This window comes from Microcystis sp. M20BS1 (assembly GCF_020245305.1).
Taxonomy (GTDB): domain Bacteria; phylum Cyanobacteriota; class Cyanobacteriia; order Cyanobacteriales; family Microcystaceae; genus Microcystis; species Microcystis ichthyoblabe_A.
Genome location: NZ_JADBUZ010000218.1, coordinates 1 through 19,223 on the forward strand (window position 1 = coordinate 1; position 19,223 = coordinate 19,223).

Consider the following 19,223-nt stretch of genomic DNA (forward strand, 5'->3'; position numbering starts at 1 on the left):
ATTAAAGCAGCTCTAAAGAGTTTTGAGTTAAAAGTTAAACTTCAAGTTTTCATTCAGGACGAATGTACTGATTAACTATTTTTTTGGGGAAAATTAGTTAACCCATCATTATAACATATAATTAATTTGCAAGAGTTCTAGTGGCAATAATCGAACCAACTGCGATCGCTGCTCCTGTAAGAGGGTCCATAGATAAAATCGGGGTGATGAGGGTTGAGTTTATTATATTATTGGGTTTTGATTCTTTGCCACAATATAGGGATTTTAGAGATTGCTTCAGTGGTAAATTCCTGTACTGCTAAAGTAAACTTGTGGTTAAGGGAGCATTCATGATTTAGTCCTCATTTTAGCTTTCATAATTTTATTCTGCCCTATTTTTCTTAATCAGTCACAGTCCATGACACAATCACGACAATCACAGTCAAGACGGCATGGGAGAGGAAAGATCCGTGTTATCGTAAAAATGGGGATAGATGGGGGGTTTGGTCTTGCAAAATCGGCAAATAGGGATAAAATCAAAACAAGTTAATTTTTTCCTTACCATATCATGTTAACCCCATCGGATAGTAAATTATCTAAGCAGCAGCAGATTCTCTCGGCTGTTTCCGAAGAGGAACAGCTTAAACAGCAACGGATTCAGGAAGTGCTATTGTTAATAGATAGTTTATTCCAAAGAGAGGAAACGACTTTTAGGATTATCATCGACTGTCTTTACGATGTGGGTTCGTTAAATTTAATTAATAAAAAGTTTCATAGTCGTTACTTAAATTTTATTATGAAAGCGATCGCTCGTTTTTCTAAGCCTATATTCAGAATTTATGCTCTCTATTGGGTGAAAAAAAATAGCCCCAAATTAATTACTAATTGGTTGGCTAGTAAGGTTAAATTCTAGATCGATCCCCCCTTAATCCCCCCTTGATAAGGGGGGTGCCGATCCCCCCTTAATCCCCCCTTGATAAGGGGGGTGCCGATCCCCCCTTAATCCCCCCTTGATAAGGGGGGGAACTGACGATTTTTAACAGGTGCATCTCAATTTGGTCGAAATATCTAGATGACATTTTGGGCGCACGCAGTGCGCCCCTACCATTGGCGCAATAATATTATTGTAGGGGCGAATTGCATTCGCCCTCTTTGAACAACTTCTGCTGCTCACCTATAGGTGAGAGAAAATCAGAAATATTGAGATGCACCCATTTTTAACACCTAACCACTTATAAACCCCAGAGACAGTAATCAGGACCAAGAAAAACTGTTTTGGCAAACCCTAGCTAGGGACTTAAATTTGCACCTGTCTGAGATGACGACGGGGATCGGTGGTACGCTGAGATTTAATTTTCTCGTATAATTCCCGTTCGATCGCCGTTAATTCTTTGGGAGTATCGATGACAATTTTGACTAATTGATCGCCGCGTTGTCCTTTATTATCGATCCAACCTTTGCCGCGTAAGCGCAGGGATTGACTGGAACGAATACCGGCGGGAACTTTTACCGTCACCAGGCCATCGGGGGTAGGAACTTCGATCGCTGTGCCTAAAACCGCTTCATCGGGGGTAATCGGCACTTCACAGGTTAAATTATCGCCTTCAAAAGTAAAGAAAGGATGGGGTTCTAATTCCACATCGAGAAATAGATCTCCCCGTTGTTTACTCAAGGGATCGATTAGTCCTTTACCCCGTACCCGGAGACGATTACCGGTTTTAGTTCCTGGGGGGATTTTGATATCGATCATTTCTCCGGCTAAATTAACCCGTTTTTGTACTCCTCGTAAAGCTTCCCCAAAACTCAGACGCAGTTTAGCGGTGGAGACACCAGAAGTGACGGATTGCGGTGCAGTACGAGCGCCGGCAAAGTCGTTAAAATTGCTAAAATCGCCAAATCCTCTCCCCGGAGTCCCGTAGGAATGGGAACTGGGGCGAGTACCGCCGGAGCGCCCCATGCGACCGAGCAGTTCATTGATAAAATCATCAAAGGTGCTGTACTGGCTAAAGTCAAAACCGTCGGAACCAAAGTCAACCCCCCCATTACCACCTGGCCAATTCGATCGCTCGGCCTGTTGCCAATATTGTCCAAATTGATCGTATTTTTGGCGTTTTTCGCTATCGGAGAGGACTTCGTAAGCTTCGCTAATTTCTTTAAAACGTTCTTCGGCGCTTTTATTGTTAGGATTGCGATCGGGGTGATATTTGACAGCTAATTTGCGAAAAGCTTTTTTAATTTCTTCAGCGCTGGCAGTTTTACCTACTCCCAGAACGGCATAATAATCTTTATAATCTGCGGCAGGCATCGATACGCTATCTCCTTAGCAATGGGGATTCAGTCGGGATACTCCTAATCTAACTTAATTTTATCGCTGATCACTGAAAGGGAAATTGCCGACGACGACGATACCAAGTTCCCACACCTACTAACAGAGCAATGAGGGTAAAAGCCACCATTAGGGGCAATATATCGCCTTTTCCCAAAGATTTTAAACCCGCACCCATCATGACAAAGGGTAAAATTCCGGGGACAGTGCCTAATAAAGTACCGATGAAATAATCGCGAAAACGGATAGAAGTTAATCCCGCAACAAAGTTAACGATACCGTAGGGAATAATCGGTAATAGACGGATAGCAAACATATAAAATAGGCCGCCTTGCTGCATTTCTGCATCGATCGCTTGCCATTTTCCCTGAAATTTTTTGGCGGTATATTCCCGGCCAATAGTACGGGTAAAAGCAAAGGCAACTATAGCGGCCACCAAAGCGGCGATCGTTGTCCAAACTGTTCCCATAACTACCCCAAAGATCGCGCCACCACTGAGGTTTAAGGGGGTAGAAGGTAGGATTAAAATTGTCCCGATCGTATAGACAATAATATACAAAATGGGGGCCATAATTCCCATTTGTTTTAACCAGATCTGTAATTGTTGGGAGTCGATATCACCGATTAGATAAACTCCCATCGCTGTGGCGATAATACAAATTATGGTTAGGATAATAACACTACTTTTAGTTTTAGACATTTAACGGCAATTTTGGGCTAAGTGCGGGTTATAAAACATAAGATGCAATAGGGGTTTATATTTCCCTATTGCCAAAAATTCAGTTAATCTCCTCGAGAACCACGATCGAAAAACCATTGACTTTATAGCGATCGGCAATTACTGCTCCTTGCTCCACAGACCAACAATTATAATTGGTTTCTGCCCAAGCTGCCGTGTCAATAAGTCTTACCCAACGATAATTATTGCCTGGGGAGGGAAGACGAAAATCCACCAGCAGATGATACATATTAATTAACACCAAAAAATCGTGATCACCGACGGCACTACCATCAATTAAAAACCAAATAGAGCGAGCATGGGCAGTTAAATCGCTAACCCCATCGGGTTTTTTAAATAAATAGGTGACACTATTGCCCGCATTGAGAACCATATCGCCATAGCGGCGCTGTTTGAGTGCTATATGATTGTTTCTTAAGTGAGCAATATAAGCGGCAAAAATAAATAAAGGATTGCGTTCTTCTTGATTAGTTCCCCTGCCAAAATTATTGTGATAAGCTTCCCGATAACCGGTGGGCAGTAGATGGGGTGAACGGGTGGCAATCATATCATAATTATTCCAAGTGGCCAGACTATCAATATTGTAGGGATTATTATTACCATTTTGAGTGCGGCCAAATTCATCACCCCAGACAGTCATGGGAACACCGCGAGATAAAAATTGAATCGTCCAAAAGTTGCGTAATCTTTGGCGACGTAAGGCCTGATTACCGCCAGAATCCCAAGAATCGTTATTATTATTGCCGCCATCGGAAGGACCAAAAGGCCAGGGATTGAGGTTATTTTTATTGTTATAACTGACCAAATCCATCAGGGTAAAACCATCGTGGGCAACAATAAAACTGATCGATTTGTGTGGTCCGCCTTGGTCATGAAAATTGTGATAATCTCCGTTCACCTGTTCGATGAATTTAAAAGTATTACCATCTCCCTTGCAAAAACGCCGGATTGCATCGCGATAACGGCCATTCCACTCGCCCCAACCCGTTGGGAAATTACCTACTTCGTAACCCCAGATATCCCAAGCTTCGGCGATCATTTCGGCATCATATTTCTTGCCTAATTGCTCGATCTTTTCTAACAAAGGATGTTTAGGAAAGAATTGTTTTTGTTTGCCCCAATCTTCTCGTTCATGACTAGAAGGAGTTCGACCGAGGACGGGGGCTAGATCAAAACGAAAACCATCAACTCCCATGGTTTCTAACCAATAGATGAGGGAATCAAGAACCAGATTACAGGTGACAATATGGGAAAAGTTTAATTGATTTCCGCAGCCAGTGGCCCCATCGACTAGATAATGTTCGTCGGTGAGTTGATAGTATTCCACCACATCAAAACCACCAAAACTAACAAATCCGGTGACATCGTTGCTGCCCCAATTGCCCCCTTCTCCGGTGTGATTATAGACCACATCGAGATAAACTTCCATACCTTGGTCGTGGAAAGCTTTGACCATGGCCTTAAACTCTCTGGTGGGTCCCCCGGGGGAGCGATCATAAGCATAACGGCGATCGGGAGCGAAATAACCAAAGGTCATGTAACCCCAATAGTTACCGCCGGGGCGATCGTCGGGGTTATTATCGTTAGCGGTTTCCTGGACCGGTAAGAGTTCGATCGTGGTAAATCCCAGCGCTTTCAGATATTTGGCCATATAGCTGGCCCCCGCATAAGTTCCTCTGTACTGGTCGGGAACGTTGGCCACTTCCTCAAAACCTGTAATTCCCTTGAGAATATCTTCTAAACGACTAGCGGAGGGGTGATGACTTAAACCGCGCACATGGGCCTCGTAAATGATCGCTTTTTCGGACCCCAGACGGGGACGAGTACCGGTAGAAGTCCCATCCGGCGCGATCACAATGCCTTTGGGCGACCATTTACCCGTATCGTATTGCCGCCGGATCACTCCTTTGTAGTCCCCTTCTCCCGTGGCATAGATTCCAGCATTTTCTCCGGCCGCGATCATGGCCGGGGTTTCAAGGTCGTGGGAAAGTTCTCGCGCGTAGGGATCGAAGAGGACTTTATTGGGGTTAAAACGATGGCCGAAATCGTCCACATCTGCCTGAAAACCGGCGTTACTGTGACCTCTTTGCCATTTTTGATCAAATTGCCAATTGGAACCCCAACAGCGAAAAGCATAGTAACTGCCGTGGCCAATACCGGCGATTTTTGCCCGCCATATATCATCATTGGGGTTTTTTGTCAACCAGTAATCATACTTAGCGTTTTCTCCCGTCGGGCGCTCGTAGATTTCCAGAAGAATCTGACTGGCATTTTTAGAATAGACGGCAAAGGTGACGCTATCGCCCCGATAATGCGCTCCGAGGGGATAGGTGGCATCGGCCCAAAGATGGCTATCTAGGGGGGCATAATTACCAGATTGGGGATGATTTTGACCGATCTCACTCTCCGATTTCATAAGTTTCATAAATCTCAGATTATGACTGTCTAAAGTATAGATTTAGTATGCTCTTGAATGTAAATTTTTATGACGAGATTCAACGTTTCTGGGCTTAATTCATTGACTTAGTTGCTCAAATAGTTGAAGATGGGGGGGCTGACATAGGAATAACTTTTAGCTGCAGAACTTAAGCATCTCATAAAGTTGCTCCTCCCGACAATCCTCTATCTAATTATGAGAATCAGACAAGCTGGAATCCAAAAGGCAAACAAGTCAAGGTTTATACGCAATTTTCTGCCGGTGCAACCCCTGGCGATCAAGACTTTGCTAATTACTATGAAACGACAGAGCCAGGACTCAATCTTTCCAGCCAATTATAGAATAGTTTAGACATTGTTCCCCAATATTGAGGGGTCACTGACTAACAATTTATCTGATACTCTAACCCTATCTGATCAGGATTTAGATACAATGGATGCTCAACTATCTTAGTTTTTTAGTCTTGATTAACTCAGCGATCACCATCGGAAAATCTGAACCAGGAAATAAACACCATGAAATTAGAAGACATCATTCAACAAAACCTCGTTAAACCCATTGATTCCTTAGCTGGAGACTCGGAACTTTGCCGAGAAGTTCAGACCCGTTTGCAAGTTTTCGGATTACTTCCTGCTCATGGTGTTGATGGCATTTATGGACCCCAAACAAAACAAGCCTTTGAACAATTCAAACAAAAAATCAAAGAAGGCGAATTGGATACCTTGGGAGCATCTTCGGCAAAATTTTTACTAGAACTTAAAGAATTACCGGGGGGTAATAATTTAATCTCCAAAGCTCAAGCCGAATCTATCTATGGTAATGTCATTAGCGATGGACAATTAGCAGATCTCAATTCTTGCTTAAATCGCTTTGAAATTAACACTCACCCCCGAATGTGTCATTTTTTAAGCCAAACTGCCCATGAAAGTGGTGGCTTGAAATGGATGAAAGAACTCGGTAGCGGTGAGGAGTATAACGGTCGGAAAGACCTGGGAAATATTTATCCGGGAGATGGTCCCAAATATAAGGGAGCAGGCGTTATTCAACTAACGGGACGCAGTAACTATCAAGCTTTTGCGAATTATATTCATGATCCGAAAGTGATGGATGGAGTTGACTATGTTAGTACCACCTATCCTTTTACCAGTGGCGGTTTTTGGTGGCATAACAATAACATGAATGCTCTTTGTGATCGCGGTGCAACAGTGGAAGAAATCACCCGACGAGTCAATGGTGGTCTTAACGGACTAGCTGATCGTCAAGCTTACTACGAAAAAGCGATCAAAGTTTTTCCTGTTTAGCAATGCTTGTCCTACATTTTCCGTCAATAGCTGTTCTGGTGCTAATTTTTACACCTCTAATGATGGGGTAAGTTGGGGTCAACTTAATCAAGTTAAAAAGAGCGGTCATCCCTTTTTTGTGAAATTTGTTTTGTGACCAAACCATTAACAATTTTCTGGTGACTCAATTACCTGGATTTGTCTAAGATACGCCTAATCAATTCACAATCGGAGGGAGAAAATTTCAATGCCTACTTACGATCAACAACAAACGCTTTTCTGTCTTTCTATGTTCGCTAATATCAGTAATAGCGAGAAAGTTATTACTGATTTAGCCAATCCTACGGTTCAAGCAAAAATTGGTCAATGGACAATTCTTTGGGGTCCTGTTATTTATTATCATGATCCTAAAAATCAGAACTGGGATAATATTATGTATGTGGCAAAGGGAGAAAATGCCGAAACCAATAACCCTCAATATGTAGTTGCGATCGCCGCTACGAATCCCAAATCAGTTTTTGACTGGTTACAGGAGGATGCTGCTACCCATAACATGGTTTCCTGGTCAACGCAATTCCCCGAACGCGGAAAAATTTCCCAAGGAACAAATACCGGAATTACTATTCTGCAAAACCTGAAAGATTCCTCTAACCGTTCTCTGTTAGAATTTTTGACCCAGGAAATTCCCAGCCAATCTGACCAACCTATTGAAATCATTACCACCGGCCATAGTTTAGGTGGTGCATTATCTCCGGTAATGGCATTATGGCTGTACGAAAATCAAGCAACCTGGAACCCTACCGGTAAACAAATCACCGTCAATACCCAATTTTCTGCGGGAGCAACCCCAGGGGATCAAACCTTTTCTGATTACTACGGAAATACGGAGCCAGGTCTCAATCAAAGCAGCCGACTCTGGAATAGTTTGGATATTGTTCCCCATGCTTGGAATATTCAGCAATTACAGCAGATTCCTACCCTGTATCAATCTTGTAATATTCCTAAATCTTCGAGAATTGCACTATTAGTTGATAGTCAAATTCAAAAAGTAAAAAACTGTAATTATCTCGCCTTAAATCCCAGCACTTTTGCCATGAAAGGTGAATGTGGCGTTTTTTCTCAACCGCAAACAACTCCCCTGAAGCAATTTCTGCAAGAAGCCTATTTTCAGCACATTCAAGCTTATTTCAATCTTCTGGAAATTGACTGGCCGCTGACGGAAAATGTGGCTAATGCTCTCACGCTAACAGAGCAAGATTTAGATGATATTGCCACTAAGTTAAGCTAATTATTCTATCGCTAAACAGTCGGCAGTGGGAATCGGCACGACTGTAAATGGGGAGGAACAGAAAGGGCTAATATTTAAATTATTCACTTCTGACCTCTCAAGTAATTATCTTTAACTGTAACTCAATTAACGACTTTAAAAAGTCAACAATACTCATCTTCATCAAGGAGAAAATTATTATGGGTGCTGGATTTCACATACAAATTGTCAACGCTACGCCATATAACATCAATCAAGTAAAATCCCACAGTTACCAGATGGAGTGGGATCCATCTTCTCAGATTAGTCCTAATTCCTTTACTCAATTTTATGCTGAGTTTAAAGAAACAGTAGGTCATGACAGTATAGATGATGCGGGTGATGTTGAATATACCCTTGAGGGGGTAAGTAACTTTAACTTTACAATTAGTGCTAAAAAGAGTGGAGTTCACGGACTATCAACGCCTGTCCCCTCAGAAGCAGGTTATGGGGTTTTAGTTGAATGGCAAAATATTCCCAATGGTCTTTTTGTTTATCCTACTCCAGATACTACTAATACATCTGCTGTAGGATGGATTCATGATGGAGTAGTAACGATCGCCCTTGGTTATTTCCCTAGTAATACCCAAAACCCAATTAGTTCCTATCCAACCCCTAATTATGGCAGTGGCGGATTAGCAGATGATCAAAGTGTGTTACGTCCTTCCGTATTACACTGGGCTAATAATTGGATGGAATTATTTGCCCCTTGTATTCAAAACCTTTGTCTCAATGAGTTAACCCTGCCAGGCACTCACGATGCCTCAACTTATTGCGCTGGTAGTATTAGCCAAACGTGGGTACAAACTCAATACCAAAACATCAATCAGCAACTTAGTCAAGGTATTCGTGCCCTTGATCTCAGGTTAATGCTTAGTAGTGGCTCAGGGGATAATCAATTTGTTATGTGTCACGGGAGTTTTGCTCTCCCCCTGACTTTAGTAGATTTTCTCAATCAAGTAACGCAATTTTTAGCTGATAATCCCCAAGAATTTGTTATTCTTGACTTACATGATTTTGAGGGAAATTGGACAAGCCAAACCTATCAAGATTTATCTAATCTGATTATCAACACTATTGGACAGGATAAATTAATTCCGCCCTCTGGTATTTCTCAACCCTTAAAAGACCTTTGGCAAACTACTGGCCGAGTTGTAGTTGGTTCTCTCGAATTTCCTGATAGTATGTCTGATTGGTTAGCACAAAATACACCCTTTTGGAGCAGTTCTATTAAACAATATTGGTGTGGTACAAGTGTAACTCTTTGGTCAGACGTGCAGAGTTATTTACAACAACAAATTGACGCTATCAACCAACCTAATAATTTTCTCTGGTCATTAATGGCTCAGTATAATTATGAAGGTGCTTATGGAGTACCAGCTAATGTGCCTAAAGAACTCTCTAGCTTTTTCGCTGGTTTAAATGGCATCAAATCTAACATTATTGCCACTGATTGGTGGAATCGCGTCAATACCAGTACAGGTCAACTAGAAACCACTGTCAATAATTTTTCTGCTCTCATTAATGGAGTCCCTTTAAACATTTTAAAAGGGTATCGACGGGCAAATAACTTACCCCTATGGTAACTGCCATTAGATAGGCGATCGCCCCTAATTGAGCCTAGTTATCCTAAATCTCTGATACAGTCGGCAGTGGGAATCGGCACGACTCTAAATGGGGAGGGAAAGAAAGGGAAAATAATTAAATTATTTACTTCTGACCTCTCAAGTAATTCTCTTTAACTTCAACTCAAAAGGAGATAATCATGTCTTTTCCCTACACTCAATGTATTTCGGCAATCACTATTCCTGCTGGTGAATATAAGAACTATACTTTTGTCGTCGCTGCTTACCAAAGTGGGATCTCGGTTGGGCAATTTTCACCGAATCCAACCCCACCAAGTTATACTTTAGGGGGGGTGAGTAATCTTGATAATAATGGTGCCAGTACCACTGCTATTGAGTTTCTGCTTGATTACAGCAACACTGACTATTCACCACCTTACTATTTTGTTTACGGATCTGAAGACGAGAATATTTGGCTTAATAGCATTAATCCCGCTACTGGAGGCAGCCACTTCACAAGTAGTAATGTCACGACTCAGATCGCTTCGGAAAAACAACCCGATGCGCCAATTGCCGGACTTTTCTATTATTTCCCCGAAAGCCTTCTTTACGTGGCAGCGTCTAATGGCAACCTCTACTGGTATTCAGTCACTTGGTCTAACGGCGTGCCGAGCTTGTCTTATGTGGGTTCAAACACATCTTATAACGAAGATGGAGCGTCTGGAGCGTCCGTATCTCTGACCTTTTTCCCTGCGAACACGCTAACTAATTACGATTGTCTGTTACTCGGCGGTGTGAAAGAAGCTACGGGGGTTATCTTCAATGCTCAGAACCCATCTTCAACTCCTATCCTTTACGGTTATCACGGCGGATGTACTGCAACTGACGTTTGTAAAGGACCAAATGGCATTTACTGGGCAACCCCGGCTGGCGGTTTACACTATCAGCCCTATAGTGGGTTCAATGCCTCGTTAAGTCCTATTTGGACAGTACCCAGTGGACAGGTCATTTTATCTTTGGCCTACTCACCAAACGCCGGTAATGCAGATCCGGGAAATTATCCAGAGGGAGCAATCTTTATTGCCACGGCTCCGTCCAACCCCTCTAATTCCTCTATGGGCAGTATCTGGGTTGTTGATGTCAAGAGTAATACGGTGGGCAATGCCGCCCAACAGGATGCAACCATCTCAGGGTCCCCTTGGGCGATCATTGCTGATGCCAATCTGACTTATATGTGTGCAACTGGTTCATGTGGTGTTTTCCTAAGTACCTTGGCAGCTTATAATCCAGAATCAAATATTCCTGAGAATGGAATGTTAGTACCAAATCAGGTGACTAGCGGTGTTGGGCATACCTGGATCAGTGATCTTGTTTCCGCCGCCGCGTTGGTTTTTGGCGTGGTGACAGAGGATCCCGTTGCTGTCGGTTGGGCAGTTGCAGGTATTGATGCTGCGGCAATCGATTCCAAAACGGGTTATTAAGCGAATAGGACGCTATAGTACCAGTTGGTTGGTGTGAGAAAAAAAAACAAACTTTCCTCAACCAACCTAACAATCTCTTGAATCAACAAAACTTAATCAAATATTCAAGGAGGTCATCAATTTATGGTTTTATACCGATGCAAAGAAAGCTATACCATCACCGTCAAAGATGAGGATGGATCTTTTTTATGGAATTTTAATAACTTTCCCTGCGATTTTGTCGGAGACAGACGGGGTGAAGCCGATATGGGAGCTATTCCTTTTGAGTTTAAACCCTACAATATACCTCTAGTGGTTGCCAATGCTAGATTGTTTTCTGTCTTGGGTTTTGATGATCCCTCTTGGGTGGGAAGTCCCTTAGATATTCATCTCTGCTTTGCCGCTGATAATGGGATGCAGTCGATTACTTTAATCCCCAATAAAACGGCGGGTTTTGATGTAATTGAAGACAGCGAACGTTGTAACATCCTTCGTCATGTCTATAATAGTCGTTCCTATTTTGAAATTCTGTTAGGTAGTACACAAGAAAACGCGGATACGGATACCATTTGGCTACATACTATGAATGTCTATCAAGACTAACCATTAAAGCGGATTCGCTAACTATCAACTTGAATTGGCCTATTCATCCAGTGGAAGTCGAGATATTAAGCGATCGCCTAGCTCAAGACTAATAAAAACGCTGAAAAAATTAACAACAGGAGAAACAACGATGACTGGTACTAATTCCACTAGCCCAAATTATGTAATCGTCACCGATCAATATTGGGATGGTTTGGCTGATAATCCCCTTGGTGCCACGGAAATTCGCGTCGAAAATGGGAATATCACTGCGATCGCTACAACAGTTGATCACAGCAACGCTCAAATTATTGAACTAAAAGGACACACCGTTACCCCTGGTTTCATTGATTGTCATGTTCATATTACCTTCTGTGAAGGGGATCCTACAATTCCAGAAAATCCTTATATGGTGACAGTGCCATTAATGACCCTTTATAGCTTAAATCCCCTGAAAATACTGTTAATGAACGGTTTTACTACTGTACGGGAAGTGGGTTGTCCCGATCCAGAATTTATTACCGTCGATCTCAAAAAAGCGATCGCCAATGGCTGGATTATTGGACCAGATCTATTGGTAGCACCTCACCTGATTTCAGCCCAAGGAGGACATGGTGATTTTACCTCTTTAGTTGCTTTTCAGTTCAGACCAGAAAAATTTGAAGTAGCAGACGGAACAGCAGAAATTATCCGCATAGTACGGGAAGAAATTCGCTCAGGAGCAGATTGGATTAAATTCTGTGCCACAGGGGGTTTTAGCTCTCCTACGGATGATCCGAGTCAAACCACCTATTCCCAAGAGGAGATGAATATTCTGGTTAGTACCGCCAAAGATTTCGGTATTTCTGCTTGTCCTCACGCTTATGGAGGGGAAGGGGTTCAACGTGCTGTTAATGCGGGGGTACGTTCCATTGAACATGGTAATCTTGCCAGTTCCGAGACTTTGCAATTGATGGAAGAGAAAGGAGTTTATCTGGTACCAACTCAATACACTGTTTTAGAAAAAGCTCGCAATGCTAATAATCCTGAATATTGGCAAAATCGTTCTCCTTGGCAACACGCTAAATATCAAAAATATGCCTCTCAACTGATTGCTTGTGCTGATAATTTAGCTAAAAGTAACGTTAAGATTGCTTTTGGTACTGATGCGGGAACTTTTCCTCATATAGATAACTGGAAAGAGTTTCCAGCGATGGTTCAAAATGGGATTACTCCTTTACGCGCTTTAAAAGCAGCAACTACTGTAGCGGCTGAATTATTAATGCAGCCGAATATTGGTGCGTTAGCGGTGGGGAAATTTGCTGATATTATCGCTATGCCGGGTAATCCTTTTGAGGATATTAATGTTACTGGTAAAGTTGATTTTGTCATGAAACGGGGAGTCATCTATAAACAACCATCGGGAGGACAAGTATAATGGTTTTGTCATCAAATCTCTGGAAGACACCAGTAACACTGCTGACGGGTTTTTTAGGTGCGGGTAAAACTACTTTACTTAACTCCATTCTTAAGGGTAAAAGTGATCGCCGTTTCGGCATACTTGTCAATGATTTTGGTAGTCTTAATATTGATCAGATGTTAATTAAAAATAGAGACGATGATCTAATCACTCTTGAGGGAGGTTGTGTTTGTTGTAATTTACAAAATAATCTGGTTAATTCTCTTCCCAAAATCCTATCTCTCCGTCCAGATCAGATATTAATTGAAGCCAGTGGAATTGCTAACCCTTATACCCTGTTACAAACCCTAAAGCGTCCAGTTTTAAGTAGAATAATTCGCTTGGAAAGCATTATTACCCTAGTTGATGCTACCTATCTACCCCAAATTTGTGAACCATCTGGAAAAATTAACTATCAAGATTTGCTAATTGATCAAATTTCGGCTGCTGATATTGTGGTTCTCAATAAAATTGATTTGATTGATGAAAAAGCACAAATTAATGCTAGTCAAATTATCCAAAAAATAGCACCTTGGGTGCGTTTGTTAAAAGGGAGTTATGGGGATGTTTCCCTAGATTTATTATTAGGATTTAGGGACTCATTTCCCGTTCGTTCTGTATCTAGTCAATTAAAATCTAATCCCTCGGATAACTTTCATACTTGGAGTTATGAAAGTGTTCGCCCTTTTCAGTTATTAACCCTGGGAAAAATATTAGGGAAATTACCCGTAACTGTATTGCGAGCCAAGGGTATTTTATCTACTGTTGAACATCCCAATAGAGGAGTAATTTTGCAACAAGTGGGGCCGAGAATTACCTTAGAAATAGGCGAAGAATGGGGTAATAATCCACCCTTTACCCAATTGGTATTAATTAGCAAGGAGGCAATTAATACAAACATATTACAAGATCAATTAGATAGCTGTTTAAGAGTAGAGGATTTTGAGGTAAATTCAAAAACTCAAACTAAGGATAATTTTATTTTAAGTAACGAAATGTAACAAATATATCACAATTATCCAGGGTCAAACGTTTTACTAATGTGACAACGAGAAAGTGGCTAGAAAGTTATCAAAAAACTGGGTTTAAAACCTCCTCCTTCTAGGGGGACTTTATGTTAGAATTTTAGTAATCTAGAAAACCCGCCCTATCCTAGAGAAAGTCCTGCAACGGATTGACCCTGAGCGTAGCCGAAGGGTCAACGTCGAGTAAGGGGAAGCTGCAGAGATAGCCTTTTCATTCTATTAATCAATCTAAAAAGTCCCCAAAAAATATGATAACTTCCACTCCAGTCAAAAAAAATGACGATATTAACGCCTTAAATGCGGATATTCGGGAAGTTTTATTAGAGGTTTTGCCGATAATTTCTCCTGAATTACAACTAGAAATTGCTAACTTAGTTCAACAGATTCATCATCTGAATTATTTGATTTATAAAAAAAGTAATAGCTGGAAAATTGGTTGGTTTATTTTTAACAATGATCCAACTAAATTGATTTTGTTATTAGAGGAAATTAAATATATATTGCTCATGGCAAAAACTAATAAAGTCGGGGTTGATGCTATTCGAGGATTCAGAGTTAATCTAGAAAAGGAAATTAATAATAGTCGCTATTTTTTGTGGGGACATATTCTAAATGGATTTAGTTCTATCTATTCTACAAGATCAGTCCCATTCAAAATATTTTTAGGTTTATCTATTACAACTTTTTTATCTATTATTGCCCTCAAATTTTCTGCTCAAGAAATTTACATATTTGATGATAATTTACACCAGAAATCCTCTCAAAAGGAGGCACTTATTTCAAAACCATTACCTCAAGCAAACTCCCCAGTACCCATTCCTTCTAGTAGTTATTCAGAACAGTTAAAATCATCGAGTGATACGATAAATCCTAATCGGCATATATTTTATGGTTTAGTTTATGCGGCAACAGCAGGAGTGTTGGGAAGTGTTGCGAGTATTTTACTCAGAATTATCGACTTTACAGACAAAAAATATGACGACCCCCTCATTCCTCTTTTTATTGGTTTGTTTAGACCCTTAATTGGTCTAATTTTCGGTATTTTTATCTTTAGTTTAATTAGCTCAGATACGTTGATTAAAATTGATTTTATGATTACCCAGGATCAAAATTCTTCTAGTTTAATAACAAACAAAGCCCGTCAGGATTTATTTATCTTCTCCTGTGCTTTTTTAGTGGGATTTAGTGAAAGATTTGCCTCAGATTTACTGAAAAAAACTGAATCGGAATTAATTGAAGAAAAAGAAAAATAATGTTATTGGCTAAATTATAGGGACTTTTGCGGATTCAAGATATACAATAAGTAGTCATGCAAAATAAATTTCCTAGTGAAGACAGGCAAGAGGCAATAGGCAAGAGGCAAAAGCTTTATCGAAATGTGTAATTAATTTTGCTTAGGTACTTAACAGCAGTGGGCAAAATAATTGCGGAGATCAAGAAAGTAACCGTTCGCATCCGTTCATCGCTGTTTGAGTTGCCTTTTTTCTTCTTGAGCATCCACCAGAGAATGGGTATAGCTACCCCTTCATGGACAATGCCGACTGTGAGGATGTTGTAGTGATGACTACCAAATGACCAATTGGTGCGGTCAATACTCAATACCCAGGGTTGAGAGATATGGAGCCACTGGACTACAATGGGAGCTATTTGAGAGTAATCTCTCTCGAAGTCCCCAAACAAGCGTTGTCATCGTTTGTAATGGGACTCTACCAATACCGGACCGTCAAAACCTAGAGCTAATTCCTTGAGGTTGACGGTTTTTACTTTCAACAGAGCCAGTAAGAAGAAAGCGAGGAAAGAGAGTCTTGCTCCGTGCCATCCCTTGAGGAGGTTTGAGAGCTTGTTTCAATGCGTTATATTGGTTCCTAGGGGTTTCAAGATTAGTGCTATTTTTGATAAAACCCTACTCCCGCCTACTTTTCCAGCTTTTTGTCCTGTACTTAGGAGAATTTACATAATTTTCCTCTCTAAAGCCAGAATTGACAATCATCTTCTAATAAACTAGGACAAATTCCTTGTAAGCGTCGATAAGCAATAGCATCCGCTCCATACAAAGGGATAGGTAAACGGGGTTCTTTGAGAGAACCATAGTGAAGTAAAGTTAATTTTAACGTAGTGTCAACTAACTGTTTTAAATTTACTTGATCTCCTAATTCATGAACTTTTAAGCGCAAGGGACGAGGAACACCTATTTGTTCAGACACTTGGGACGTTATCAGGATAACTTCCCGCTTTGATAAAGCAAAAGCTAATCCTTTTGAGGGAGCATTTATCTGTTTTTGCTCAAAATTATAAAGTCTAGGAATGCCAGTTTTATAACATTCTACGAGAATAAATTTAGCATTAATCGCTCTAGCTCTTGCTAGTAAATTCTCAATCTCCTTTCCTTGAAATTTACCATCTCTGTAAATGAGAACTGTCTGATTTTTTAGTTCAGCTTGCGGTAAACAATTTTCCAGAATACGTTGAGGAATTTCTTCTCCCTCGGTTAAACTATCTTCTACCCGACAGCGAACAAATTCTCCCTGTTTTCCATATAGTCGCACACTTGCACAAACATTGAGACTCCCCGGAAGATTTTTTTTAGGCATCCTTCCCACATCTAAACCAATAAAATAATCGGCAATTTCTAGAGGTTCAGCAAGGACATAGGGTAAATTTCCTAATTTGGCTAGGATTCCGGGGACAACTTGATTGAGAATATTCTTATAGTTGCTCTTATCATTTAAAGTTTTCTCATAAATCATTTGAGTTATAACTCCACGCTCCAAAAACTTTTTTTTAATCCACGAATATAAACTTCCTTCTTCAGTATTATCAGCATTGCGATCCTCTTGAGGAAGAAATACTAAAGCAATATCTACAGGAATTTCTCCTCCAATTAATTGATCAACTGCTTCTTCCAGTCTAGCTCTTTTTTCAAATCCTACACCTTCAACAGAGAAATTTATTTGATTCTCTGCTGGCAAAATGGTCTCAAATTTATAAAGTTCTAATCGCTTTTCTAATTGTTCTCTAAAATCTCCCACTTTCAAATTAGCTGGTTTCAGAATAGCTAAACGAATTTTACGAGCAGGATCCTCATATTCTCGATGACGTTGATATACACCCCCCTTCGATAATCCTTTGAGAGTTTCTCTTTTTTCTCCCCTTTCTTCCTTACCAAATAAGATGGGAGTTTGCTCAAGAGAAATAGAAGGAGTCCAAAATAATGCGGGGTATTCTTGGCTGTTAATACTTTTTTCTTTTAACTGAAACCCAAAGTTATTTAAAGTCTTTTGTGCCTCCTGCTTATACAATTTTAATCGTTCTTGTCGTTCAGCATAGAAGATTTTTGTTTCCTTTAATAACTCTCCGTAATTGACTTGAAATAAACTCTCATCTTTATCTGTCATACAGGGTTTTAAAGCTGCCAATGGATAAATATACTCCTTGGGATTTTTGCCAAATTGTACCGCCACCACTGGCTGCCCAAGATGAGCTTCTTCTAATTTTCTTCGACTAATTGAACCCGTAGCTTTTTTTAATAAATATTCTCTTCTTTCCCCAATTGTACCCGCTATTCTAATAATTTTAGCTGTCCCATTAGTTTCTATAGTTTTAACCTTTAAACCTACTAATAATTTAGCCGCATCTTGTCTATAGGGATGATTTTCATAAAACTGTTCTAAATCTCCACTATAGACAATACTACTTTCAAGAGTTAAACAAATAGCTGGATCGGTGTCATTGATGATTTCTGCCCAAAAGTTAACTTCTCTCCTTACCTGTACTTGGTTTTCACTTATCTGACTATCTTTGGGAAAAACTATTGGATAGGAAAATTTACCAAATATTTTCAGAATTCTAACTGCTAATTGTGCTGTAACTAAAGCTGTTATCTGAAAGTCTTTTAGCCAATGAATAGAATAATAGTGATCGCCAATATCTTCTCGTAAAACCTCTTGAATATCTGATAAAGCTTCTTTCCACTGTTGTGGAGAGGGAAGAGATTTTTCATCTTTAGCTAATACCCAAAAACAATTATCTTCAAAAATAACCACCACAGCAGGAAACTTCCGACTGAATTGCCAACCAAAACGATTACCTATTTTTCTAGTAACTTGATGATTAAGCTTAAAACAATTTAAACAATTATTCTTGAGAGTTAAGGAACTAATTTCACTCAAAAATATTGGAGAGTTGGCTGTTTTAGTTTCTGTGTAATTCATGATCTAAACCTCCTTATTTGCATAATCACAAATCGATGTAAACGGACAATAACGACAGACATAGCCACTTTGAGGCGGAAAAATATGATAAAAATCTTTGGGGTGATCTTTATATTTTTGTAGTTGTTGCTGATGTTTTTTGGCCAGGGAAGCTAGTTCGATTTTAACTGCTTCTATTGCCTCAGAAGACAGGGATATTTTTTCTGAGCTTGTTTGGGTTTCTAAATTGTAAAAAGAAGCGACAATTTTTTTCTGAGGATAACGGTAACTAGCCGCCAGTAAATAAACATGAGCCTGACGACGATCAAAATTAGATTGACCAGTTTTCAAATCTAAAATATGTATAGTGTCATCAGCTTCTCTGAAAATACAATCAAAGGCAGCGGACAAATTAAACCGATATTTGCCTTGCTCGATAACAATAGGTTCTGGATAACCTTCATCGCCTCTAGATAAATTAATAATCTCTTGATTCAATAAAATTGGTTGTTGATAGTAATTGTTTAAAATTACTAAAACCCTAGCTTGAATTTCTGGCGATTCTTGATTTAATTGCAGGATTTTTGCCACTTGTTCCACCCCATGAGAACCTGATAATCTCACTGGCTCTTGATGAAACTCAAAAACTCCCCTTTGTGCCAACTTACCAATTTTTTGCGGTTGATTATCTTCTGATAATAATCTTTGGACTTCTGGTTCTTTGTTTCGCGCTTTTTCAAACCCCCGTTTTGTCTGACAATGCCAATTCTCATAGCCAATCGCTGGTTTTAGTGATCGCCAAAGACTATAGCTCATCGGAGGATACCAAGGCTTTTTGGGGGACTGGCAGGACAAGATTTTTTCCCTCGGTCAGGATAATGCTAGGATGACATTGA

The 19,223-nt window shown here is 40.3% G+C and carries 14 protein-coding genes and 1 pseudogene; 9 read left to right on the top strand and 6 right to left on the bottom strand.

The genetic code is table 11. The features are described 5' to 3' along the window. Window positions 1-547 precede the first annotated feature (547 nt). Window positions 548-892 carry a hypothetical protein gene (locus IM507_RS20735; protein WP_002756080.1) on the top strand — a complete coding sequence of 115 codons (345 nt, stop codon included), beginning with the start codon at window positions 548-550 and terminating at the stop codon, window positions 890-892. 384 nt (window positions 893-1,276) lie between these two features. On the opposite strand, the gene IM507_RS20740 is transcribed toward IM507_RS20735, so the two are convergent. From IM507_RS20740 to IM507_RS20750, 3 genes are all read right to left on the bottom strand, one after another. After that, a complete protein-coding gene (locus tag IM507_RS20740; protein WP_123231264.1) occupies window positions 1,277-2,284 on the bottom strand; it encodes a DnaJ C-terminal domain-containing protein in 1,008 nt (335 codons plus the stop codon). Between the two features lie 70 nt (window positions 2,285-2,354). After that, a complete protein-coding gene (locus tag IM507_RS20745; RefSeq protein ID WP_002739208.1) occupies window positions 2,355-3,005 on the bottom strand; it encodes a TVP38/TMEM64 family protein in 651 nt (216 codons plus the stop codon). A gap of 79 nt (window positions 3,006-3,084) precedes the next feature. Next, window positions 3,085-5,460 (bottom strand): glycogen debranching protein, encoded by a 2,376-nt coding sequence (locus tag IM507_RS20750; RefSeq protein WP_287637670.1) that lies wholly within the window; start codon window positions 5,458-5,460, stop codon window positions 3,085-3,087. Window positions 5,461-5,996: 536 nt separating this feature from the next. Between IM507_RS20750 and IM507_RS20755 the strand changes: the two genes are divergently transcribed. The 8 genes from IM507_RS20755 to IM507_RS20790 all read left to right on the top strand — a co-directional run bounded on the left by IM507_RS20755 (window position 5,997) and on the right by IM507_RS20790 (window position 15,390). Beyond that, window positions 5,997-6,782: a hypothetical protein gene (locus IM507_RS20755; protein WP_002738520.1), complete on the top strand. Its 786-nt coding sequence runs from the start codon at window positions 5,997-5,999 to the stop codon at window positions 6,780-6,782. Window positions 6,783-7,008: 226 nt separating this feature from the next. Continuing rightward, window positions 7,009-8,049 carry a lipase family protein gene (locus IM507_RS20760; protein ID WP_002738386.1) on the top strand — a complete coding sequence of 347 codons (1,041 nt, stop codon included), beginning with the start codon at window positions 7,009-7,011 and terminating at the stop codon, window positions 8,047-8,049. A gap of 179 nt (window positions 8,050-8,228) precedes the next feature. Continuing rightward, complete coding sequence (locus IM507_RS20765; protein ID WP_002739270.1) at window positions 8,229-9,653, top strand: phosphatidylinositol-specific phospholipase C domain-containing protein; 1,425 nt, start codon at window positions 8,229-8,231, stop codon at window positions 9,651-9,653. A 179-nt stretch (window positions 9,654-9,832) separates the two neighbouring features. Continuing rightward, complete coding sequence (locus IM507_RS20770) at window positions 9,833-11,113, top strand: hypothetical protein (RefSeq protein ID WP_190537200.1); 1,281 nt, start codon at window positions 9,833-9,835, stop codon at window positions 11,111-11,113. Window positions 11,114-11,236: 123 nt separating this feature from the next. Continuing rightward, on the top strand, window positions 11,237-11,695 hold the full coding sequence (locus IM507_RS20775) for a hypothetical protein (RefSeq protein ID WP_069474269.1): 459 nt from the start codon (window positions 11,237-11,239) through the stop codon (window positions 11,693-11,695). A 130-nt stretch (window positions 11,696-11,825) separates the two neighbouring features. After that, window positions 11,826-13,091, top strand: a complete 1,266-nt coding sequence (locus tag IM507_RS20780) for a metal-dependent hydrolase family protein (RefSeq protein ID WP_069474268.1) — start codon at window positions 11,826-11,828, stop codon at window positions 13,089-13,091. After that, the gene (locus IM507_RS20785) at window positions 13,091-14,113 is read left to right on the top strand and encodes a CobW family GTP-binding protein (RefSeq protein WP_069474267.1); all 1,023 of its coding nucleotides are present in this window, start codon (window positions 13,091-13,093) and stop codon (window positions 14,111-14,113) included. The genes IM507_RS20780 and IM507_RS20785 overlap by 1 nt, the downstream gene beginning before the upstream one ends. 272 nt (window positions 14,114-14,385) lie before the next feature. Further along, on the top strand, window positions 14,386-15,390 hold the full coding sequence (locus IM507_RS20790) for a hypothetical protein (protein WP_002738824.1): 1,005 nt from the start codon (window positions 14,386-14,388) through the stop codon (window positions 15,388-15,390). A 178-nt stretch (window positions 15,391-15,568) separates the two neighbouring features. Here the strand turns inward: IM507_RS20790 and IM507_RS20795 are convergent. From IM507_RS20795 to IM507_RS20805, 3 genes and pseudogenes are all read right to left on the bottom strand, one after another. Next, window positions 15,569-16,034 (bottom strand): annotated as a pseudogene (locus IM507_RS20795) (IS4 family transposase); the annotation flags it as partial. A 70-nt stretch (window positions 16,035-16,104) separates the two neighbouring features. Then, window positions 16,105-18,348 (bottom strand): Piwi domain-containing protein, encoded by a 2,244-nt coding sequence (locus tag IM507_RS20800; RefSeq protein WP_002738866.1) that lies wholly within the window; start codon window positions 18,346-18,348, stop codon window positions 16,105-16,107. A 3-nt stretch (window positions 18,349-18,351) separates the two neighbouring features. Beyond that, window positions 18,352-19,143, bottom strand: a complete 792-nt coding sequence (locus IM507_RS20805; protein WP_002756102.1) for a PD-(D/E)XK nuclease family protein — start codon at window positions 19,141-19,143, stop codon at window positions 18,352-18,354. Between the last annotated feature and the right edge of the window lie 80 nt (window positions 19,144-19,223).